Annotated in this window: 23 protein-coding genes; 9 read left to right on the plus strand and 14 right to left on the minus strand. The window is 66.0% G+C overall.

What is annotated here, in order from left to right:
- Positions 1–29 precede the first annotated feature (29 nt).
- Positions 30–1,172, plus strand: coding sequence for a radical SAM family heme chaperone HemW (hemW, locus tag ACESL8_RS08185; RefSeq protein WP_372917728.1), 1,143 nt, complete (start codon positions 30–32; stop codon positions 1,170–1,172).
- 33 nt (positions 1,173–1,205) lie between these two features.
- Here hemW and ACESL8_RS08190 read toward each other — a convergent pair whose 3' ends face one another.
- Positions 1,206–2,456, minus strand: coding sequence for a penicillin-binding protein activator (locus tag ACESL8_RS08190; RefSeq protein ID WP_372917686.1), 1,251 nt, complete (start codon positions 2,454–2,456; stop codon positions 1,206–1,208).
- Here ACESL8_RS08190 and rsmI point away from each other — a divergent pair, their 5' ends adjacent.
- From rsmI to gshB, 4 genes are read left to right on the plus strand one after another with little or no spacing between them, the layout of a single operon-like run.
- Positions 2,457–3,341, plus strand: a complete 885-nt coding sequence (rsmI, locus tag ACESL8_RS08195) for a 16S rRNA (cytidine(1402)-2'-O)-methyltransferase (protein ID WP_372917688.1) — start codon at positions 2,457–2,459, stop codon at positions 3,339–3,341.
- On the plus strand, positions 3,334–3,699 hold the full coding sequence (locus tag ACESL8_RS08200; RefSeq protein ID WP_372917690.1) for a YraN family protein: 366 nt from the start codon (positions 3,334–3,336) through the stop codon (positions 3,697–3,699). The genes rsmI and ACESL8_RS08200 overlap by 8 nt, the downstream gene beginning before the upstream one ends.
- The gene (locus tag ACESL8_RS08205; RefSeq protein WP_372917692.1) at positions 3,699–4,508 is read left to right on the plus strand and encodes a tetratricopeptide repeat protein; all 810 of its coding nucleotides are present in this window, start codon (positions 3,699–3,701) and stop codon (positions 4,506–4,508) included. Before ACESL8_RS08200 ends, ACESL8_RS08205 begins: the two co-directional genes overlap by 1 nt.
- 13 nt (positions 4,509–4,521) lie before the next feature.
- On the plus strand, positions 4,522–5,478 hold the full coding sequence (gene gshB / locus ACESL8_RS08210; protein WP_372917694.1) for a glutathione synthase: 957 nt from the start codon (positions 4,522–4,524) through the stop codon (positions 5,476–5,478).
- A 50-nt stretch (positions 5,479–5,528) separates the two neighbouring features.
- On the opposite strand, the gene ACESL8_RS08215 is transcribed toward gshB, so the two are convergent.
- The 8 genes from ACESL8_RS08215 to ACESL8_RS08250 all read right to left on the minus strand — a co-directional run bounded on the left by ACESL8_RS08215 (position 5,529) and on the right by ACESL8_RS08250 (position 11,542).
- Positions 5,529–5,912: a hypothetical protein gene (locus ACESL8_RS08215; RefSeq protein ID WP_372917696.1), complete on the minus strand. Its 384-nt coding sequence runs from the start codon at positions 5,910–5,912 to the stop codon at positions 5,529–5,531.
- 51 nt (positions 5,913–5,963) lie between these two features.
- The gene (gene gloB / locus ACESL8_RS08220) at positions 5,964–6,686 is read right to left on the minus strand and encodes a hydroxyacylglutathione hydrolase (protein WP_372917698.1); all 723 of its coding nucleotides are present in this window, start codon (positions 6,684–6,686) and stop codon (positions 5,964–5,966) included.
- Position 6,687: 1 nt separating this feature from the next.
- On the minus strand, positions 6,688–7,104 hold the full coding sequence (locus tag ACESL8_RS08225) for a VOC family protein (RefSeq protein ID WP_372917700.1): 417 nt from the start codon (positions 7,102–7,104) through the stop codon (positions 6,688–6,690).
- Entirely contained in the window at positions 7,101–7,535 is a 435-nt protein-coding gene (locus ACESL8_RS08230; RefSeq protein WP_372917702.1) for an acyl-CoA thioesterase, read from the minus strand. Before ACESL8_RS08230 ends, ACESL8_RS08225 begins: the two co-directional genes overlap by 4 nt.
- The gene (locus tag ACESL8_RS08235; RefSeq protein WP_372917704.1) at positions 7,535–8,368 is read right to left on the minus strand and encodes a hypothetical protein; all 834 of its coding nucleotides are present in this window, start codon (positions 8,366–8,368) and stop codon (positions 7,535–7,537) included. Before ACESL8_RS08235 ends, ACESL8_RS08230 begins: the two co-directional genes overlap by 1 nt.
- A complete protein-coding gene (locus ACESL8_RS08240; protein WP_372917706.1) occupies positions 8,365–9,099 on the minus strand; it encodes an alpha/beta hydrolase in 735 nt (244 codons plus the stop codon). The genes ACESL8_RS08235 and ACESL8_RS08240 overlap by 4 nt, the downstream gene beginning before the upstream one ends.
- Complete coding sequence (locus ACESL8_RS08245; RefSeq protein WP_372917708.1) at positions 9,096–9,605, minus strand: hypothetical protein; 510 nt, start codon at positions 9,603–9,605, stop codon at positions 9,096–9,098. The genes ACESL8_RS08240 and ACESL8_RS08245 overlap by 4 nt, the downstream gene beginning before the upstream one ends.
- A gap of 128 nt (positions 9,606–9,733) precedes the next feature.
- The gene (locus tag ACESL8_RS08250; RefSeq protein ID WP_372917710.1) at positions 9,734–11,542 is read right to left on the minus strand and encodes a gamma-glutamyltransferase family protein; all 1,809 of its coding nucleotides are present in this window, start codon (positions 11,540–11,542) and stop codon (positions 9,734–9,736) included.
- Between the two features lie 202 nt (positions 11,543–11,744).
- On the opposite strand from ACESL8_RS08250, the gene thrS reads away from it, so the two are divergent.
- The 4 genes from thrS to ACESL8_RS08270 all read left to right on the plus strand — a co-directional run bounded on the left by thrS (position 11,745) and on the right by ACESL8_RS08270 (position 16,892).
- A complete protein-coding gene (gene thrS, locus ACESL8_RS08255) occupies positions 11,745–13,757 on the plus strand; it encodes a threonine--tRNA ligase (RefSeq protein ID WP_372917712.1) in 2,013 nt (670 codons plus the stop codon).
- A gap of 141 nt (positions 13,758–13,898) precedes the next feature.
- On the plus strand, positions 13,899–14,345 hold the full coding sequence (locus ACESL8_RS08260; RefSeq protein WP_372917714.1) for a cytochrome c: 447 nt from the start codon (positions 13,899–13,901) through the stop codon (positions 14,343–14,345).
- A 1-nt stretch (position 14,346) separates the two neighbouring features.
- Positions 14,347–15,234 carry a c-type cytochrome gene (locus ACESL8_RS08265; protein WP_372917716.1) on the plus strand — a complete coding sequence of 296 codons (888 nt, stop codon included), beginning with the start codon at positions 14,347–14,349 and terminating at the stop codon, positions 15,232–15,234.
- Between the two features lie 137 nt (positions 15,235–15,371).
- Complete coding sequence (locus ACESL8_RS08270) at positions 15,372–16,892, plus strand: TolC family outer membrane protein (protein WP_372917718.1); 1,521 nt, start codon at positions 15,372–15,374, stop codon at positions 16,890–16,892.
- Positions 16,893–16,962: 70 nt separating this feature from the next.
- On the opposite strand, the gene ACESL8_RS08275 is transcribed toward ACESL8_RS08270, so the two are convergent.
- The 5 genes from ACESL8_RS08275 to ACESL8_RS08295 all read right to left on the minus strand — a co-directional run.
- Positions 16,963–18,975, minus strand: coding sequence for a prolyl oligopeptidase family serine peptidase (locus ACESL8_RS08275; RefSeq protein WP_372917720.1), 2,013 nt, complete (start codon positions 18,973–18,975; stop codon positions 16,963–16,965).
- Between the two features lie 80 nt (positions 18,976–19,055).
- Positions 19,056–19,958: an acetylglutamate kinase gene (argB, locus tag ACESL8_RS08280; RefSeq protein WP_372917722.1), complete on the minus strand. Its 903-nt coding sequence runs from the start codon at positions 19,956–19,958 to the stop codon at positions 19,056–19,058.
- Positions 19,959–19,967: 9 nt separating this feature from the next.
- Positions 19,968–20,444, minus strand: coding sequence for a hypothetical protein (locus ACESL8_RS08285; RefSeq protein ID WP_372917724.1), 477 nt, complete (start codon positions 20,442–20,444; stop codon positions 19,968–19,970).
- A gap of 10 nt (positions 20,445–20,454) precedes the next feature.
- Positions 20,455–21,330, minus strand: a complete 876-nt coding sequence (locus ACESL8_RS08290) for a 3-hydroxybutyryl-CoA dehydrogenase (protein ID WP_372917726.1) — start codon at positions 21,328–21,330, stop codon at positions 20,455–20,457.
- A 69-nt stretch (positions 21,331–21,399) separates the two neighbouring features.
- Positions 21,400–21,514 (minus strand): PEPxxWA-CTERM sorting domain-containing protein (locus tag ACESL8_RS08295; RefSeq protein ID WP_372917730.1); only part of this gene is annotated, 115 nt, incomplete at its 5' end.

Consider the following 21,514-nt stretch of genomic DNA (forward strand, 5'->3'; position numbering starts at 1 on the left):
ATAGCACTGCTGCCGCCGGTGGCGGGCTGATGGCAGACATTCCGGTTGCGCTCTACGTCCACTGGCCGTTTTGCGTCACCAAATGCCCTTATTGCGATTTCAACAGCCACGTTCGCGCCAGCGTTGATCAGCAGCGATGGCAGGCCGCCCTGCTGGCCGATCTGGCATTCGAGGCCGCCCGCTTGCCCGGCCGCCGGCTGGCCAGCATCTTTTTCGGCGGCGGCACCCCCAGCCTGATGCCGCCCGCCACCGTCGCAGCCATCATCGATGCGGCGTGCCAGCACTGGACGCCCGAACCCGATCTCGAAATCACCCTCGAAGCTAATCCGTCAAGCGTCGAGGCCGACCGCTTTACCGGTTTCGCCAGCGCCGGGGTCAATCGACTTTCGCTGGGGGTGCAGGCGCTCGATGATGCCGCGCTCAAGCTGCTTGGCCGCCCGCACGATCTCGCCGCCGCGCTGGCCGCGCTGGATGTGGCGCAGGCGACGTTCGGCCGGGTCAGCTTCGATCTCATCTATGACCGGCCGGGGATGACCCGCGAAAGCTGGGACGCAGAACTTCACCGCGCGCTCGGTTTCGGCACCACGCATCTGTCGCTCTATCAGCTCACCATTGAACCCGGCACGCGCTTTGCCGCCCTGCACGCCCGCGGCCAACTGGTGATGCCCGATGAAGACACCAGCGCCGATCTGTTTGCCATCACGCAGTCGGAAACAGCAGCGGCGGGCATCCCAGCCTATGAAATCTCCAACCACGCCGCGCCCGGCATGGAAAGCCGCCACAACCTGACCTATTGGCGCTATGGCGACTATGCCGGCATCGGGCCTGGCGCGCACGGCCGGCGGATGGGCGTTGCCACGCTGCGCCGCAAGAAACCCGAAGCCTGGCTGGCCGGCGTCGCTGAAACAGGCCACGGCATGGAAAGCGAGGCGCCGCTCACGTTGCCGGAACGCACCACCGAAGCACTGGTGATGGGGCTGCGGTTGGCCGAAGGCATCGATGCGCAGCGATTTGCCGCGCGCAGCGGCACGGCCTTGGTCGACGCACTCAACACCGCCGCCGTGGCGCGGCTGGCAGATCAAGGCCTGCTGTTCAGCGACGCGCGCGGCATCCGCCTCACCGCTGCTGGCTGGCCGCTGGCCAATGCCGTGCTGGCAGAAATCGCGCGTTAGCCCCAGCCGTCGCCGAGGCGATGTTCACGTGTTTCAGAACGATGACGGGGCTGGCGAAACGGTGCCGCCGCCAAGCTGGTCCACCTCCAGCGCACGTTCGGCAACGCCGGACGAGGTGAAACGGAAGGCGCCATCGATGCCGGCAAAACCATCACGCGCCAGCAAGCTGCTGCGCGGAAAAATCTGCCCCAGCGGCCAGCGCGCCGCAAGACTGCTGGCCAGCAGCACAGCATCGTAACCAAGCGAAGCCAGCCGCGACGGATTGGTGCCGTGCCTGGCGCGGTAACGGGCAGCGAGTTGATTGAAGCGCGCATCCGCCACCGTGGCATAAAGCGCGCCCTTCAGTGCCGGCACCCGTTCAAGACCAGGCTCGTTGTTCCACAATTCGGTGCCCAAAATCACGATCTGGCCCGGCGCGGCGCCAAATCGCGCCAGCGGCTTGAGGAAACGCGCCGCCGCCGTGCCTGAATCGGCAATCATCAGCGCCTGAAACGGCACCGGCGCCAGCGCCCCCGCCACGCGCGCCACTGTGCCATCGGCGCGAATCTGCGGCTTGCCGCTGGCCCGCACCCGCGCATCATAATTGGTCACCTGCGCTGCCGCCGCCGCCAGCTTGCCCGGGTCGCGCGCATAGCTCACCACCGCAGTTGATCGCCCGCCGGCATCGTTCACCGCCCTGACAAACGCCAGTTGCGCACGCTGGCCATAGGCTCCCTGCGGCACCAGCGCGGCAAAGCGCTCGATCCCCCGGCTTCGGGCATAGGCAATCACCCGGCCAATCGCGGCGCCGGGCTGGAACCCCATCACGAACACATCGCCGCCGGCCACCCCGGCATCGTTGGAGAACGACAGGATCGGTACCGGCCGGCCGGCCACTGCCGCCGATACTGCCGGCACATCGCTGGCCAGCAGCGGCCCCAAAATCAGCCCGGCACCGGCCGCCAGCGCCTGGGCCGCCGCCTCGCCTGCCCCCGGCGCGGTATCGAACTTCAGCAATTGCACCTGCGGCTTGCCCAGATCGGCCATGGCCAGCGCGGCGGCATTGGCGATGGATTCGCCCAGCGCTGCATTGGGGCCGGTCAGCGGCACCAGCAGAGCCACCTTGTTCAAAGACGCTTCCGGCGGCGGCACCGGCTTTGGCGCGGTCACCGCAGTGGGCGGCGGCGGCAGTGCCGCGGGCGGTGCCTTTTTCGGCATGGAGCAGGCCGCCACCAGCACGCCAAGGCCGATAATGCCTGCGCGCAGCACTTGCCAGCCGGGCTCAACCCCGCTCTTGATAGCCATGTGAGCCTGCACCCTTCTTTTGATCCCGAAGCCCTGACCGCCAATGCACCTGGGGCCGCGCTTGCGCCGGGGCTTTATATCGTGGCGACGCCAATCGGCAATCTCATGGATATCAGCGCCCGCGCTTTGCTGGTGCTCGCCCGCGCCAGCCTGATTGCCTGCGAGGATACACGGGTCACGGGCAAACTGCTCAATCACTTCGGCATCAAAACCAGGATGCTGCCCTATCATGATCACAACGCCGCCCGTGCCCGCCCGGGCTTGATTGCCCGCGCCCTGGTAGAACCCGTGGCGCTGGTTTCGGATGCAGGCACTCCGCTTATTTCCGATCCGGGGTATAAATTGGTTGCCGAAGCCCGCGCTGCAGGCGTGAACGTGGTGGCAGTGCCCGGCGCGTCGGCAGTGATCGCGGCGCTGTCCATCGCCGGCCTGCCCACCGATCGTTTCCTGTTTGCCGGATTCCTGCCCGTCAAGGAAAAGGCCAAGGCCGATGTGATTGCCGAGCTGGCGGCTGTGCCCGCGACGCTGGCCTTCTACGAATCCGGCCCGCGTTTGGCCGTGACACTGGCGGCGCTCCACGCTGGTCTGGGCGACCGGCCGGCAGCCGTGGGCCGCGAGCTCACCAAGAAGTTCGAAGAGATGGTGACCGGGCCGCTTTCCGAACTGGCCGCACGTTGGGGCACCGCGGCGCCAAAAGGCGAGATTGTCGTGCTGGTCGGCCCGCCGCTGCCGGCGCCGGCGGCCACGGCCGAGGATCTCGATTCGGCTTTGCGCGGCGCGCTGGCGACAATGCGGGTGAAGGATGCGGCGAAGGCTGTTGCCGATCGGCTGCGCCTGCCCCGAACCGATGTCTATGCCCGCGCGCTGGTCCTCAAGGATGGCTAATCGCCGGCGTCAAGCCAACGAGCGCAAAGGCCGCCTGGCCGAACACATCGCCGCCATCTGGCTGATGGCGAAGGGATATCGCTTGATTGGCCGGCGCTTGAAAACGCCGGGCGGGGAGATTGATCTGCTGCTGCGCCGCCGCGATTCGCTGGTGTTTGTAGAAGTAAAGGCGCGGCCCACTCTCGACATGGGCGTGGCGGCACTGCATCGTGCGCAAGCACGGCGGTGCCAGGCGGCTGCCCGCTGGCTGGCCGTGCGGCACGGCTGGCCGGGCGCGGTGTTGCGGCATGATGCGGTAGTGATCACGCCGTGGGCGCTGCCCCGGCACATGATCGCCATCTGGCGGGAAGAGGCGTGATGGAACTGGCGACACAGCAACTGGCAACACTGGGCCTGATGGACGAGGCCGATATCGACACCATCGAAGCCGGCATCGCCCTCAGCCTGGCCGACCGGCCGCAGGCCGACGCCGGCAAGCTGCGCCGGCTGGTATCGGGCTGGGCGATCACCCTGCAACGCGATCTGGCCCCGGCAACGGCCAAGGGCCGCGCTTTGCGCCTTGCCGGCCTGATCGCCGGTGAAGCCGGGTTGACCGGCGACACAGCGGATTATGACAATCCCTTGAACGCCGATCTGGTGGCGGTGGCGACACGCGGCCTGGGCCTGCCGATCACCTTGTCCATCCTCTATGTCGCGCTGGCCCGCCGCGTTGGCTGGCGCGCCGACGCGTTGGCGCTGCCCGGCCATGTGCTGGTGCAAGTGCACGGCAGCGGCGATTCAGTGCTGATCGATCCGTTCGATCACGGCACCAGCGTTTCCCCGGCACGGGCCGGCGATATCGCCCGCCAAGCCGGCGGCGCGGCGGCTGCCGGGGGTTTTCCGGTGCTGGACAACCGTGAGATGCTGGTGCGCATGCTGTCCAACCAGGCCGGCCGCGCCCGAAGCAATGGCGACACCGCCCGGGCGCTGATCCTGCATGAACGGCTCACCACCATCGCGCCGGAAATGAGCAGCCTGTGGTGGGAACGCGCCGGGCTGGAACAGCGCAGCGGCCGCATGGCCGCCGCCCGCGCCAGCCTCACCGCCATGCTGGAAACCACGCACGATCGCCAGGTGGGGGCGCGCATACGCATCGCGTTTGCCGCGCTGACGCGTTCAGACAATTGAAAAGGTTTTTCCGATGACCCTGCGCGTTGCGGTTCAGATGGACCCGGTTGAAACCATCAACATTGCCGGTGATTCCAGTTTTGCCCTGATGCTGGAAGCGCAGTCGCGCGGCGCGACGCTGCTGCATTATCTGGCCGATGATCTGTCAGCCGAAAATGGCCGCGTGCGTGCCAAGGCCCGGCCTTTGAAGGTAATCAATCAGGCCGGCGCGCATTTCGAATGGCTGGGCGATCCGCGCACCGTCGATCTGGCTGATGAAACCGACGTGGTGCTGATGCGCCAGGATCCGCCCTTCGACATGGGATACATCACCGCCACCCACTTGCTGGAGCAGATTCAGGACCGGGTGCTGGTGGTCAACGATCCCGCCGAAGTGCGCAACGCGCCCGAAAAACTGTTCGTGCTGCGCTTTCCCGATCTGATGCCGCCAACCCTGGTGACCAAAAGTCTTGAGGAAGCGATGGATTTCCGCGCCCGCCACGGCGCCATCGTCGTCAAGCCGCTGTATGGCAATGCCGGCACGGCGGTGTTCCTGATCGACAAGACGGATGGCAATCTGCCGGCGCTGGTTGAACTGTTCAGCAGCGTGTGGCGCGAACCGTTCATGGTGCAGGCGTTCCTGCCGTCCGTGGCGCAAGGCGACAAGCGCATCGTGCTGGTGGACGGCGAACCGGCCGGCGCCATCAACCGCCTGCCGAAAAAGGGTGAAATCCGTTCCAATCTGGCCGCTGGCGGCAGCGCCCAGCCCACCGAATTGACGCCGCGTGAGCAAGAAATTTGCGCGCGGCTGGGGCCGGAGCTGAAAAAGCGCGGGCTGATCTTTGTCGGCATCGACGTGATCGGCGGTTTCCTGACCGAAATCAACGTCACCTCCCCCACCGGCATCCGCGCCATCGACCGCTTCAACGGCACCGACACGCCGGCCCGCATCTGGGATGCCATCCGGGCCAGGCTCGACGCCCGCAGCTGATTGTTGCGGCCAAGGCATCACCAAACAGCGGGGCTGGCCGGCCTGCAGCCTTAATCGTCTGATTCGGGCCGCTTGGGCGGTTTTGGCGGCGGGCTGGCCACGCGTTCCCAGGTGCCCAGCCCGCAGCCCCCATAAAACACGCCGCCGGCGCTGAAATCCACCACGCTCACGATGTCGCCGCGGCACTGGCTGCCGATCGGGCTGGTGTGCACCAGCGCTCGGCGCGGCTTCAGGATGGGGCAGTTCATGCTGTTGCGCCACCAGTTGCCATTGCGCAGCCGGGCATACCATTTGCCGTCAAAGCCGGCCTGCGCTTGCAGGATGTTGCGGCTGACCAGACAGTCCTGCGTGGCCGGCGCTTTGAGCGCCCCATCATCAGCCAACGCGGGGGTGGCTGCGGTCAGCGCCGCAAGAATCAACAGTAAGTGGTTCATAACGGTCGCATTTGCCTCATGAAGTCTTTATCGCGCCTGAATGCGCCCACCTCAGCCGCGAAACACGTCCTTGGCGGCGCGGCGGCGGGCGAGTTCGGCCACGCTACCGGCGCGCACGAACGGGTTGGTGGCCGCTTCCATCGCCAGGCTGAACGGCACGGTCGGCTCGCCGCGGCTGCGCAGCCGGTCCACCGCTTCGGCACGCTTGATCAGCGCCTCGTTCTCCGGCTCCACCGTCACGGCAAAGCGCGCGTTTGATTGGGTGTATTCATGCGCGCAATACACCAGCGTGCGCGGCGGCAGCGCCATGAACTTGGCCAGCGCGCTGTGCATCTGCTGCGCCGTGCCTTCAAACAAGCGGCCGCAACCCATGGCAAACAGCGTGTCCCCGCAGAACAGCGCGCCTTCGAAGGCATAGGCATTGTGCCCCGCCGTGTGCGCCGGGCAATCGATCACGCGGCCGACATGGCTGCCGATCTGCACCATATCGCCTTCCACCACGGCGCGGCTGATGAGCGGGATCTTGCCGGCCTCCGCCTGCGGCCCCGTCACCTTGGCGCCGGTGGCCGCCACGATATCGGCATTGCCGCCGACATGATCGGGGTGCCAATGGGTATTGAGGATCTGGGTAATCTTCCAGCCCCGGCTGGTCGCTGCCTCCAGCACCGGGCCAGCGACGGCCGGATCGATCACCGCCGTTTCGCCGCTGGCCGCATCATGCGCCAGCCAGACATAATTGTCGGAAAGCACCTGCACGCCGACGATTTCGAGCATCTTACCAGTTCCCCACATTGGGCATCGAAAGCCACGGTTCGGCGGGTGCCAGCGCCGGGCCGGCTTGCAGCAGCTCCACCGAAATCCCGTCTGGCGATTTCACGAAGGCCATGCGGCCATCGCGCGGCGGGCGATTGATGGTCACGCCGCCGTCCATCAGGCGTTGGCAGGCGGCATGGATATCATCCACGGCATAGGCGACATGGCCGAAATTGCGCCCGCCGGCATAGCCCCGCTCGTCCCAATTGTGGGTCAATTCGATCTGGGCGCTTTCATCCCCCGGCGCGGCCAGGAAAATCAGGCTGAACCGTCCGGCCTCGTTGTCAAACCGGCGCAATTCCACCAGGCCGAGCAATTCGAAAAACCGCAGCGTTTCCGCCACGTCCGACACGCGGATCATGGTGTGCAGATATTTCATTTCAAAACGCGTCCTTCAAAGGCTTCGAACAAGGCCACCAGCGTGTCCGGCACCGGCGTCGGCCGCCCGCGCGGTTCATCAACATGCACCTGCACCTCGCTGCCGCTGGCGCGCAGATCTTCGCCCGAATTACCGTGCACTTCAAAAGCAAAAGTCATCGACGTGCGGCCCACCTTCTCGCAGCGCACGCAGATGGCGATTTCCTCGTCCAGCAGCACGGGGGCATGATAAACCACCTCGGCCTTGACGACGTGCAAATCGGGCGCGCCCTGCAAATTGGGCTGCGGATACAGGCCGACTGTGCGGAAATACTCGGTGATGCCAATGTCGAAATATTCAAGATAGCGGCTGTTGAACACCACCGCCTGCGCGTCCACTTCGGCATAACGGGCGCGGGCATTCCAGACAAAGCGATAATCGGACCTGGCCATCAACGCGGTGTAGCAGGCAGCGCGTCTTTCGTCAGTGGTTTTTCGCCGAGCGCGTCTTTGGGAATGGTGGCAGACATGCGGCCAAGCGCGGCAGCGGCAGCCTGCCCGGCCGGCGTGTCGGGCGCGTCGGCGGCAGCGGCTTCCCAGGCCTGGCGGGCCAGCGGCATGTCGCCCTTGGCCGCTGCGATATTGCCGGCTTCCAGTTCCACATCGGCCGATTCCGGTGCCAGCGCTGCAGCCTTCAGCAAGGCAGCTTCGGCCACCGCCAAATTGCCCTGACGGCGAGCCAGCGTCGCCTTGAGCAGCCACGGCGTGAAGAAATCAGATGCAATTTCAGTGGCGCGCGTGAGATCGGCCATTGCCAGATCGGGCTTGCCCACGGCCACGTGGGCTTCGGCGCGGGTGGTGAGCAGATCGGCCTCGGCGCGCGGGCTCAATTCCAGCCCACCTGGCTTTGCCAGCGCGCGGCCCAGAAAACGCACCGCCTCGGCCGGCATGTCAGCGATCATTGCGGCATCGGCGGCCTGCCGCCACAGCACGATGGCGCGGCCGTCGCGGGCATCCTCGCTGGCCTGCCCGGCGGCCTCATAGCTTTTCAGCGCCGCGTCGTGATGACGGGCGTGCATCTGGGCGACAGCGAGGCAATGGCGCGAGGCCACCCCACCGCCTTCGATGCGCCAGGCATAGGCCAGCTGCATGGCGCGCGCCGGATCCTTGCCCGCCATTTCGATGCATGCGGCATAGCGCGTGGGATCGGACGGCGCGGCCAGTGCCGGGAAATTCGGCAGGGCCGGCGCAGCGACCAACAGCATCAGGGCGAGCAGACGCTTCAAAGCAATTCCTCAACCGTGGCAATCAGCGCGGCAATGTCGCTCTCGCGTGAAAGCCGATGGTCACCATCCTTGATGAGCCGCACCTGAACATCGCCGCCCGCCAGCCGCGCTGCGATATCCAGCGACAGCCGCCACGGCACCGCATCATCGCACTGGCCGTGCAGCAGCCGCACCGGCGCCGTTATCGCGATCTGGCCATCCATCAGCAGATGTCGCGGCGCATCGTCGATCAGCGCGCGCGAATAGCGGTAGGGTTCGCCATAGTCCGATGGGCGGGTGAAAAAGCCGTTTGCCTCAAGCTGCCGCCGCTCCGCCTCGCCCAGTTTCAGGCCCCACACGGTGAAATCCGGCGCCGCCGCAATGCCCACCAGCCCGGCCAGCCGGTCTTTAAGCGCCTGCCCGGCGAGCAGCGCGATCCAGCCGCCCATCGACGATCCCACCAGCAGCACCTGCCCCGCCGGCCACACATGCTGGATCACCGCCAGCACATCGGCCGTCCAGCGCCCGATGCTGCCTTCCAGAAAAGCGCCGCCGCTGGCCCCGCAGCCGGAATAATCCAGCCGCAAGTACGCCTGTCCGCGCGACCGCGCGCGGTCACTCAGCGCTTCGGCCTTCGATCCGGTCATCTCGCTCATATAGCCGGGCAGGAACACCAGCAACGGGCCGGCGCCGGGCGTGAAGCGATAGGCGAGGGCGGCGCCGTGATGACCCAGTTGCTGGAGGCTGCTCATGCCGCCGGGTTAGGGGCAAAGGCCGACAATATCCAGTAACCGCCTCCAGTGGCCGCGCCCGCGCACTGCGGCCCCAGTTCGGCAAGATAAGCCCGGCCGATGCGATCGGTGATCTGGTGCGGAAACAGCTGTGCCGCCAGCAGCGCCGCTTCGTCGCGCGCTGCCCACAACCCGGCCGCCAGCACGCCAATCAGGGCCAGCACGATCAGCACGGCGCGGCGCAGCGGGCTTGCCGGGCGCTGCAGCGGCAGATCATGCACCCAGCTGCCGAGCGGCGGCAGCGCATCCAGCCTGATCTGCCAATCCGCCTTGTCGGTACGGCACAGATTGAGGCCCGCATCGCGGCGCACCCGGGCCAGCGGAATGGCGCTGATGTCGGCCTCGACATTGATCACCAGCCGCTTTTCATGCGCGGTCACCACCACGGCTTCGCGGCGCCCAGCGCTGATCAGCAGGCCGGCGAGCGGACGGGTTTTCGCAGTTCGGCGAGGCAGCGGGGACGACATCGGCATCAACCCTGCCAAGCCCGGCTCGCCGCTGCAAGCCATTGCAGCATTGCCAGGCATCAACGGTGCCGCTCTCCGGGCGGCGCAGCGCGGCCTGCCGATGAGGCCAATCCACTTGCGACTGCCCGCTACCAGCCGGCGGCCTGGCCATCCTTGCGGTGATCGGAGCCGGCGCGATAGAGCGGCTTGCCATCCTTGCCCTGTTCGATGCGAATGGCCTGATAGCCGCCCATCACGCCGCTGCCGGGCTGGCCGAGGCGATGGCCCATCGCTTTGAGTTCGGCTCCGACCAGCGCATCAAGCTGCGGCTCCAGTATCAGCACATCCGATACCTGCCCGTGGCGGAAGCGCGCCATATCGGTCGCCATCTGCACATTGGCGCCCAGATCGAGCATGTTGACCAGCACCTGGCCGTGCCCCTGCGCCTGCATGTCGCCGCCCATCAGCAGCAGCGACAGCGCGGGGGCGCCATCCTTCATCACGAAACCGGCAGCGAGCGTGTTGTAGGGTTGTTTGCCCGGCGCGATGATGTTGGGCGAGGCCTGATCAAGACTGAACTGCACGCCGCGATTGTGCAGCAGCAGGCCGTATTCCTTCACGGTCAACCCCGATCCCCACCCCGAGGCAACCGAGGTGATCATCGCAACCACATTGCCTTGTGCATCGGCGGTGGACAGCGCCACCGTGTCGCCGCTGCGATCGGCCGGGCCGGGCCGGGTGGTGGCCGCCCGCGCCGGATCGACCCGGCTGCACAGGCTGGCCGCATAGGCCTTGGAGGTCAGCCGCGCCGCTGGCACCGCCGAAAAACGCGGGTCGCCGTTCCACGCCGAAAGATCGGCATAGGCCAGCTTCTTTGCCTCCACCAGATAATGCCAATAACGCGGATTGGCCGGCCCGAGGCTTGCGAGACTTTGCCCCGGCGACCACAGCGGCACGCAGACTTCGAGAATATTGAGCATTTCCAGCGCCGCCCAGCTCTGGGACGGCGGCGGAAGCTGATAGATATCGTGATCGCGGTAGCGCGTGTGCAGCAGCTCCACCCATTGGCCGCGATAGCCTGCCATGTCTGCCGCTGTCATGCTGCCGCCCAGCGCCGTGGATTTGGCAAGGATCGCGCGCGCGATATCACCCTTATAAAAGGCATCGGCCCCTTCCCGGCGCAGCAGCGAAAAGGCGCGGCCAAGGCCGGGATTGCGAAACATCTCGCCCACGCGCGGCGCCTGGCCATCGTTCGTCCACGTCGCCAGCGTGTCGGGATCGTGAACGGTGCAGCAAGCTGCCAGCGGCAGTGCCCTGGGGAAATCCGGCCAGTCTGCCGCGATGCGCGGCGATACCGGAAAGCCTTCGTTTGCATAATATTCAGCATCGGCCAGCACATCAGCAAAGCCGAGCGTGCCAAAACGTGTCAGCGCCGCATCCCAGCCCCACACCGTGCCCGGCACAGTCACAGTGAGAATACCAAAGCGCGGCATGCCGGAACCCTGCCCCCAGTTGGCCGGATCCTTTGTGTAACCCAGGCTGGCATAATGCGCCGGCGTCGCCCCGCTGGGCGCGGTGCCGCTGGCGTTGAGGGCGTGGAGTTTCTTTTCCTTGGCCGACCAGACAATCATGAACAGATCGGTGGCGACGCCGGTGCTCATCGGCTCGACCACGGCAAGCACCGCCGCTGCCGCCACCGCCGCATCCATGGCATTGCCGCCCCGGCGCAGGATCGCAAGGCCGGCCTGCGTCGCCAACGGCTGGCTGGAGGTGACCATGCCGCGCCGGGCCACCACCTCGGCCCGCGATTGCGGCGCCCAACCTTGCGTGCGTCCACCGGCCACCGCCGCGCAGGCAGGCTGCGGACACCGGACAGCCTCCTGCGCCGCCGCCTCCTGAGCCGCCGCCTCCTGCGCCGCAGCCTGCCAGCCAAGCACTGCCAGCAGGCTCAGCAGCATCCTGTGCACCCCCGTCATCCCCGTGCCCCTTTCCGCCCGAACATCCGGACGATGCGCAATGCCATGGCGGTTGTCCAGTGGCGCAGGCGGTGTGCACGCGGTGTGCAGGCTGCGCCAGTTCACGGTGGCGAACGGCGACTTTTTTGGCTAAGCGCGGCCATGCCGCAGCGTTTGCGGCGTCGTTCACGATCAAAGGCCTGCAATGTCCGATCTCATCACCCTCACGCTTCCCGATGGTTCGCAGCGCCAGGTTGCGCGCGGCACCACTGGCGGTGATGTGGCGGCGAGCATTGGGCCTGGCCTTGCCAAGGCGGCGCTGGCGGCAAAGCTGGACGGCGAACTGGTTGATCTGTCGCGGCCGATCATAGCCGATGCGCGCCTTGCGCTGGTGACGGCGCGAGACGAGGCCGATGCGCTGGAACTGGCACGGCATGATTTTGCGCATATCCTTGCCGAAGCGGTGCAGGGCCTGTTTCCCGGCACGCAGATCACATTCGGGCCATCGACGGACGACGGCTTTTATTATGATTTCGCCCCGCCGGCGGATCGCGGCGCGTTCACCGAGGAAGACCTGCCGGCCATCGAAGACGCGATGCGCGCCATCATCCGGGCCGACAAGCCGCTGCGCCGCGAAGTGTGGAGCCGCGCGCAGTTGATCAGCCGCTGGAAACAGCAGGGCGAAAGCTTCAAGGCGCAGTGGGCCGCCGAACTTGCCGCCAATGACGATGGCTCCGAGGATCTGACGGTGTACTGGTCGGGCGACGATTGGCTCGACATGTGCCGCGGGCCGCACCTGCCCTCCACCGGCAAGCTCGACGCCCAAGCCTTCAAGCTGACGCGGGTTTCGGGGGCCTATTGGCGCGGCGACCAGAACAACGCCATGCTCAGCCGCATCTATGGCACCGCCTGGCTCAACAAGAAGCAACTGGACGCCCACCTACTGCGCCTCGAAGAAGCCGCCAAGCGCGACCACCGCAAGCTGGGCCGCGAGATGGACCTGTTCCACCTCGACGAAGTCGCCCACGGCAGCGTGTTCTGGCACCCGCGCGGTTTCGTGATCTATCGCGCGCTGGAGGCCTATATGCGCCGCCGGCTCGATGCGGCGGGCTATCTTGAGGTGAAAACCCCGCAGATCATGGATGCGCGCCAGTGGGAGCAATCCGGCCACTGGGGCAAATATCGCGAGAACATGTTCGTCATCCCCGATGAAGTGCCCAACACCGAGGATGAAGGCCCGGTGGTGAGCGACAAGGCGCAGTGGATGGCGTTGAAGCCGATGAATTGCCCGGCGCACGTGCTGATTTTCCGCCAGGGCATCAAATCCTACCGTGATCTGCCGTTGCGGCTGGCGGAAATGGGCTGCTGCCACCGCAACGAGCCACACGGCGCGCTGCACGGGCTGATGCGGGTGCGCCAGTTCACCCAGGACGATGCCCATATCTTTTGCCGTGAAGACCAGATCGTCGGCGAAATCGCCCAGTTCTGCGACCTGCTCGATGCGGTGTACAAGGATCTTGGCGGCTTCAGCTATGCGATCAAGCTGGCGCTGCGCCCGGAGAAGCGGTTCGGCACCGATGCGATGTGGGGCTGGTCCGAACAATCGATGCGCGATGCCGTCAAGGCGACCGGGCGCGACAATGCGGATTGGGGCTGGGAAGAACTGCCCGGCGAAGGCGCATTTTATGCGCCCAAGCTGGAATTTCACCTTACCGACGCGATCGGCCGCACCTGGCAAGTCGGCACCATCCAGACCGATACGGTGCTGCCCGATCGGCTCGACGCATCATACGTGGGCGAAGACGGCAATCGCCACCGCCCGGTGATGCTGCACCGCGCCATCCTGGGCAGCTATGAACGTTTCATCGGCATCCTGATCGAACATTTCGCCGGCTGGTTCCCAACCTGGCTGGCGCCGGTGCAGGCCGTCGTCGCCACCATCGTTTCGGATGCGGACGATTATGCCGGCACGGTGGCCGCCACGCTGCGCAAGGCCGGCATCCGCGTGGAAACCGACATGCGCAACGAAAAAATCAACCTCAAGGTGCGCGAACACAGCTTGCAGAAAGCGCCGTACATGCTGGTCGTCGGCCGCCGCGAGGCCGAAGAAGGCACGGTGGCGCTGCGCAGCCTCAAGGGCGGCGAGCAGAAGGTGATGCCGCTGGCCGAGGCGGCGGCGCTGATAAAGGCCGATGCCACGCCGCCCGATCTGCGTTGAAACTTACCTCTCCCGTTGCGGGAGAGGTCGAGAGACGCCGCTGGCGGCCCGGGTAAGGGCCCGCGCCAATTGAGCCATTGGCGGCAGCGGCGGCAGGGGATAAAGTTGCCGACGTCGTAAGACTGCTGAATGGGAGACGAGATGATGCTGCGTTCAATGTTTGCTGCCGTGTTGGCTGTTGCCGTGATCCTGCCCGCCGCCACCGCTGCCGCCGGCCCCATCGAAGATCGTCAGGCGATCATGAAGGGCAATGGCCGCGACACCAAGATGGGCGGCGAGATGCTCAAGGGCGTGGTGCCTTTCGATGCCGCAGTGGCGAACAAGATCCTCGCCAATTATGCCGCCGCCGCCAAGGCGTTCCCGGCGCATTTCCCGGCAAACAGCAAGACCGGCGGTGACACCGAAGCTTCGTCGGCGATTTGGACGATGCCGGCCGACTGGAAGATCGCCACCGACAAGTTCCAGAAAGATACCGCCGCTGCTGCTGCGCTGAAGCCAACCGACGCAGCCACATTCGGCAAGGCATTCGGCATGGTTACCGCCAACTGCAAGACCTGCCACGAAGGCTTCCGCATCAAGAAGAACTGAGATGCAGCGTCTGCTGGCCAGCCTCGTTCTGCTCGGTGCCGTGGGCGCCAGCGCGGCTTGGCTGGTCACCGCGCCGCAGCCGCTGCCGGCTGATGTCGTGGCACAAGCCCCCGGCGATGCGCAGCGCGGCGCGCGCATACTCCATGTTGGCGGCTGCGCCTCGTGCCACGCCGCCAAGGGCGCCAAAGGCGCAGACCGGCTGAAACTGGGCGGCGGCGCGGTGCTGGCGACGGCGTTCGGTGCGTTCCAGCCGCCCAACATCTCGCCTTCGCCTGACGGCATTGCCGGTTGGTCCCTGGCCGATTTCGACAATGCAATGCGGCGCGGCATCAGCCCCGATGGCCGGCATTATTACCCCGCCTTCCCCTACACCAGCTATGCCAGGATGACGGCGGGCGACGTCGCCGATCTGTTTGCCTATCTCGGCACGCTGCCGGCCGTGGCGGGCGAGCCTGCGGCGGGCGCGATCAAATTTCCGTTCAATATCCGGCGCGGCATCGGCCTGTGGAAGCGGCTTTATCTCGATACTGGCCCGGTGGCCCGGCTGCCCGCCACTGCGCCGGCGCAGGTGCGCGCCGGGCAATATCTGGTGGAAGGCCCCGGCCATTGCGGCGAATGCCACACCCCGCGCGACATATTCGGCGGCCTTGACCGGGCCCGCTGGCTGCAGGGCGCCCCTGATGCCGAAGGAAAAGGCCGAGTGCCGGGCATTTTGCCGGCGCGACTAAAATGGAGCGCGGCTGAAATCGCGGATTATCTGAAAACCGGCTTCACGCCCGATTATGACAGCGTGGGCGGCAGCATGGTCGAGGTGCAGGCCAACATGGCGCAATTGCCCGAAGCCGATCGCACCGCCATCGCGGCTTATCTCAAGGCCGTGACACCGTGACAGGCTGACAAATTTGGTTGCTGCTCAAATTAAGGCGGTCTTGCTCTTGGCCAGCGGCTGTCTTGCCTCTATAAGGCACCGCCGAGGGGGCGATGGCCGGCCTTTCACGGGCGAGCGATAACGAAGGAATGATGTGAATGCTGACGCTTGGTCCGGGGGCAAGCCGCCGTCGCCCTTCCCGCTCGCAGATTGCCGCGCGGCTGGGGGCATCGTTGCTTGGCCTGTCGTGCATCGTGGCTTCACCGGCTGCCGCTGAAACGCTGCAAGGCGCGCTGGCCAAGGCCTATCAGACCAACCCGACGCTCAATGCCGCCCGCGCCAATCAGATGGCCGCGGACGAGAACGTGCCGATTCAGCGCGCTGCCGGCCTGCCTTCGGTGCAGATCAATTCGACGTATAACGAAAACGTGCTGATCCCCGGCGGCCAGTTCGTGGTCATTCCGCGCACGCTGAACACGCAGGGCCAGTTGAACGTGCCGATCTATCAGGGCGGGCTGGTAAAGAACGGTATCAGGGCCGCCGACGCGCGCGTTGCCGCCGGCGAGGAAACGCTTCGCGCCACCGAAGCCAGCGTGTTCAGCCAGGTTGTGGCGGCCTATAACGACGTGCTGCGCGACACCCAGATCGTCGAGTTCAACCGCGCCAACGTCCGCAACCTCGGCGTCAACCTGCGCGCCACGGGGGACCGCTTTGAAGTCGGCGATCTCACCCGCACCGATGTCGCCCAGTCCGAAGCGCGGCTGAGCCAGGCGCAGGCCGATCTGAGGAACGCCGAGGCCAATCTGATCGGCTCCAAGGAACGTTATATCCAGCAGGTCGGCGATGTGCCGGCCGATCTGTCGCAGCCGCCGCCGCTGCCCGGCTTGCCCACCGACGTGGCCGAAGCCGTGGAAATTGCCATCAAGGAAAATCCCGATATCGCCGCCGCCACCAAGAACAGCGAAGCCGCCGGATATGATGTGAAGGCCGCCCGCGCCAGCCGGCTGCCGACGCTCAGCGGCTTTGGCAACGTCAACCGCAACGACAACTTCGGCGGCGCCCGCGCCAATATTCCGATCAACATCCCCGCCGCACAGCAATCCGCCGTGATCGGCGCGCAGTTGCAGCTTCCGTTGTATCAGGGCGGCCGTCCGGCAGCGCAGATCCGCCAATCACAGGCCCGGCAAACCGCCGCGATGGAAAACCAGATCGGCACCGAACGCGGCGTCGTCAGCCAGGTGCGTTCGGCCTTTGCCAGCTGGCGCGCCAGCCTTGATGTGATCAAGTCCGCCGAAAGCGCGATCGCCGCCAACAGCCTGAGCCTCGAAGGCGTGCGCGCCGAAAACGGCGTCGGCAACCGCACCATCATCGAAGTGCTCAACGCCGAACAGGAATTGATCAACGCCAAGGTGATCTTGGCCACCGCGCGCCGCAATGCCTATGTTGCCGGCTTCACCCTGCTTGCCGCGATGGGCAACGCCGAAGCCCGCGATCTCGATCTGCAAGGCATCACGCTTTATATTCCCAAGGACAATTACCGCCGCGCCCGGGGCAGCTTCATGGATTGGTCGGACCGCGCCGCACCGATGATCCGCTCCACCCGCACGGTGGCCACGCCAGCCCAATCCGCCGCTGCCGCCACCGCCGATCTTGACGCAGCGGGCGCCGCGCCAAGGTAAACGGCGCCGCCTGCCGGGGCGGTTTGGACAGAATTCCTGTGTCGCAAAAAAACTGCTCCGCCCTTGCCCTTCAACCGAGCCGCGGTTTCAGCCACTCCACCCACCGCCGCCACACATCACGGGCGCGGATCGGATCGGCCGGCGAATGGCCCGCCACCGGATAGGCAACGAACTTCACCGGCACCTTGTTGTCGCTGAGGGCGCGATACAATTTATAGGCTTGCGGGATCGTCACCCGCCAATCGCCGACATCGGCCATGATCAGCGTCGGCGCCTTGGCCCGCCAGGCATATTGGATCGGCGATTGCCGGGCATAGCTTGCCATGTTGTTGCCCACGAACGGCGACGGCCCATATTGCCCGGCGCGGGCGCGATTGCTGTCGGCGGTGGTGTATTGATCAAGCACGTCGGTCACCGGCGCACCGGCCACGGCGGCTTTCCACGCACCCGGATAATTGCCGATCAGCCAGCTTGTCATCATCCCGCCGTATGACCAGCCGGTCACCGCCATGCGCTTGTCGTCGATCAGCCCGCGCTGTTTGAGCAGCGCGATGCCGGCCATGATATCGCGGCCCGGCCCGGCGGCGGCATCGCGGATGATGGCTTCCTGAAACACATGCCCGCGGTTGTTGCTGCCGCGATAATTGGGCTCCAGCACCAGCCAGCCCTGCGCCGCCAAAATCTGCGCGGATGTGCTGAACGATTGCCGCGATGCCGCCACCGGCCCGCCGTGGATATACAACACCAGCGGCAATCTGGTGCCCGGCTGGTAATCGGGTGGGTAGGTGATCACCCCGTCGGCGGTGTAGCCATCGCTTTTCCAGCTGATGCTTTCCTGCCGGCCCAGCGTCACGCCGTCCGTTACGGTTTGCAGCTGGGTGAGCGCCTGCGGTTTTTCGCCCGGCGCTGCGATCAGAAACAATTCGGCCGGGCGATCCGCCGTGGTAGCGGTAAAGGCAATCGCGCCATTGCTGCCGATATCGGCACTGGCCGGATCAAGCCCGTCCAGATCGAGCCGCGCCGCCTTGCCGTCCCGCGCCACCCACAAGCCATTGTGTGTGCCATCGGTACCGCTGAGCACGACCGACTGGCCATCGGGCAGCCAGCCGACCAGATCGACCGCAACATCCAACGCAGGCGCCGCATCACGCGCCCCATCACGCGCCGCGCCGCCGCCAACCGGCGCAATCATCACCCGGCGCTGATGGGCCGGCACGTCGCCGCGCGGTGCGGCAAAGGCGATGCTGCGGCCATCCGGCGAGATTTGCGGCGTATCCTGCCGCGCGCCGCCGGCCAGCAGCGGTTGCACCGTGCCGGTCGCAACATCCACCCGCATCAGCCGGCCGCTGTCGGCATCGCCCGTCGCCGGCGTATCGGATTGCACGAAGATCAGGCCAGCCCCGTCGGGCGTCCAGTTCAGCTGCGAAGGCGGGCCATTGGGCAGCAGCCCCAGCGGCAACGAACGCGCGCCGCTGGTCAGCCGCTTCACGGCGCCATCGGCCAGCGCCGCCGTCCAGATGTGGATTGGCTGGCGCGGGGTGCGATCAAGAAAGCTGTGATTGCCCACCTCGAATGCGTCTTCAAACCGCGCTTCGCCAGTTTTTTCCGGCGTTTCGTCAGCGGCGGCAAAGGCCAGCGCGCCGCCATCGGGGCGCCAGGCCAAATGCGTCACCGGCGTCCTGCTACTGGTCAAAGGCTTCGCGTCGCCGCCGTCCATCGCCAGAATGTGAACCTGGGCGCGGCCAGCCGCATCATTGGCCAGAAACGCGATGCTGCGGCCATCGGGCGACCAGCGTGCACTGCCCAAGCCCTGGCGCCCGCGTGTGAGAACACGGCTAACCTTGGTGGCGACATCGATCAGGGTGAGATCAGCGTCCCAACGATTGTCCTTCAGATTGGCCCGCGCAATAACGCTGAGCACCGACTTGCCATCGGGCGACAATTGCGGATCGCCGATGCGCACGATTTTGGGCAGATCGTCCGGGGACAGGCCCCGCGCCAGCGCCGGCGCTGCCACCGCCAGCAACAAGCCGAGCCACAAGGCGCGATGCGAAGCGCTGCGGCGAAACAGGATGGAATGCATGAAAAAGCCCCCCGCAGGCCGATTAGCGGCCCTTGGACAACAGGCTAGCACCGCGGCCCGGCAGCCTCAATCCTGACCAATCAGTCGGCCCGCACCAGTGTGCCGGCGCCCTTGCGCGTGAAGATTTCCAGCAGCAGCGCATGCGGAATGCGGCCATCCAGGATGACGGCGGCATCTACCCCGGCTCCGACTGCCGCGACGCAGGTTTCCAATTTGGGGATCATGCCGCCGGTGATGGTGCCATCGCTGATCAGGCCCGCAATGGCGGCCGGCGTCAGATCGGTCTCGAGTGCGCCGGCCTTGTTCAGCACCCCGGCCACATCGGTCAACAAAAACAGCCGCGCCGCGCCCAGCGCGCCGGCAATGGCACCGGCCATGGTATCGGCGTTGATGTTATAGGTGTGGCCGTCCTTGCCCACTGCCACCGGCGCGATCACCGGCACGATGCCGGCGGCCACCAGCGTGTCGATGATGCTGCGATCGACGTGCGCCGGTTCGCCGACAAAGCCCAGATCGACAGCCTGTTCGATGGCGCTGCCGGGATCCTTGATGGTGCGCTGTACCTTGGTGGCGATCACCAGCCCGGCGTCCTTGCCGCTGATCCCCACCGCGCGGCCACCGGCCTGGGCGATGTGCGCCACGATTTCTTTGTTGATGCTGCCGGCCAGCACCATTTCCGCCACTTGCGCCGTCGCGGCATCGGTCACCCGCAGCCCATCGACAAAGCGGCTTTCGATACCCAGCCGTTTCAAAAGATTGCCGATCTGCGGCCCGCCGCCGTGCACCACCACCGGATTGATGCCCACGGCCTTGAGCAGCACGATATCCTCGGCAAAATCCCGCGCCCGCTCCGCGTCGCCCATGGCGTGGCCGCCATATTTCACCACAAAGGTGGCGCCGGCATAGCGCTGCAGATACGGCAGCGCCTCGATCAGCGTTTCCGTTTTGGCCAGCATGTCAGGGTGGGGGGCGTGTGGGCTCATGGTTTCGCCTTATTGGGGATGGCCGCGTTGTTCCAGTGGCAATTCCAGCATCAATTGCCCGCCCACCGGCACCGCCGCCCACTGCGCGCTCACGCCGGCAATGCGCGTGCGGACGGCGGTGAGCAGTGCGCCAGTGACGGAAAGCGGCGCATCCCCGCGCGCTTCACAGGTTGTGGCATACAGCGCGGTGAATGCGTCATCGGGCAGTACGGCATTGCTCCAGCCCTCGCCCTGAAACATCTCGACCAGCCGTTCGACACTCTCAGCCGACGCGATGCCCAGCGCCCCGCGTTGCCCGCTGTCCCCGCCTTCACCGATCAGTCGCAGGAAGCCGGCGGCGGCAACCTCGGCCTCCACCGCCCAGTGCACCATGTCGTGCGGGATGATGCCCTGTTTTGGGCAGTCAATCGGCGGACGCGGGCCAGCCGCCGTTTCGATCACCAGCCGGTCAGACTTGCCGCTGCCCTTGGTGAAGGTGAGTTTCATCGGCCAGATTCTATCGGGTGGCAACCGGCTCGGCGCCCGAATAATCATAAAAGCCCCGCCCCGATTTCCGCCCCAGCCAGCCGGCCTCCACATATTTCACCAGCAGCGGCGCCGGACGGTATTTGGGATCGCCGGTGCCGTCCTGCATCACTTTCATGATGCTGAGCAACGTATCAAGCCCGACGAAATCCGCCAGCGCCAGCGGCCCCATCGGGTGGTTGGCACCGAGTTTGAGGCCGGTGTCGATATCCACCACGCTGCCCACGCCGTCACCCAGCGCAAAGATGGCTTCGTTGAGCATCGGGCACAGCACGCGGTTGACAATGAACGCCGGCGCATCGCCCGCCAAAATCGCGGTCTTGCCCAGTTTCGCGGCAAAACCCTGCATGGCCGCGGTGGTGGCGGCGGACGTGGCGAGGCCGGGGATGATCTCCACCAGCGCCATCAGCGGCACCGGGTTGAAGAAATGCAGCCCGCAAAACCGGTCCGCACGGCCTGTGGCGGCCGCCAGCCGGGTGATCGAAATCGAACTGGTGTTGCTGGCCAGCAGCGCATCGGCCTTGAGCACGCCGGCCAGTCCGGCAAAAATCTTGCCCTTCACGGCTTCGTTTTCCGTCGCGGCTTCGATCACCAGATCGGCGGCGGCGAAATCGGCAACATTGGTGGTCAGGCTGATCCGGGCCAGCGCCGCATCGGCAGCGTCCCGGGTCAACACGCCCTTGGCCACTTGCCGGGCCATGTTCTTCGCAATCGTCGCCTTGGCGGCTTCGCAGCGTTCCATCGCCACATCGGACAAGACGACATCATAACCGGCCTGCGCCGACACATGGGCAATGCCATTGCCCATCAGGCCCGCCCCGATCACGCCGATAATCCGCACACTCATCTCCCTATGCCACCGGGAGACGCATAAGCTGCTGTTGCCGCTCCGGCAAACGCCGAAGCGGCAAAATAATCAGGCGGCAACAACCGTGCGGCGGCGGCGCATGGCGGCACCGGTCAGGCCAAAGCCGGCAATCAGCATGGCCCAGCTGGCCGGTTCCGGCACGCCGAACAGCGACGCATCAAAC

Source organism: Sandarakinorhabdus sp. (assembly GCF_041689835.1).
In the GTDB taxonomy this organism is placed as follows: domain Bacteria; phylum Pseudomonadota; class Alphaproteobacteria; order Sphingomonadales; family Sphingomonadaceae; genus Sandarakinorhabdus.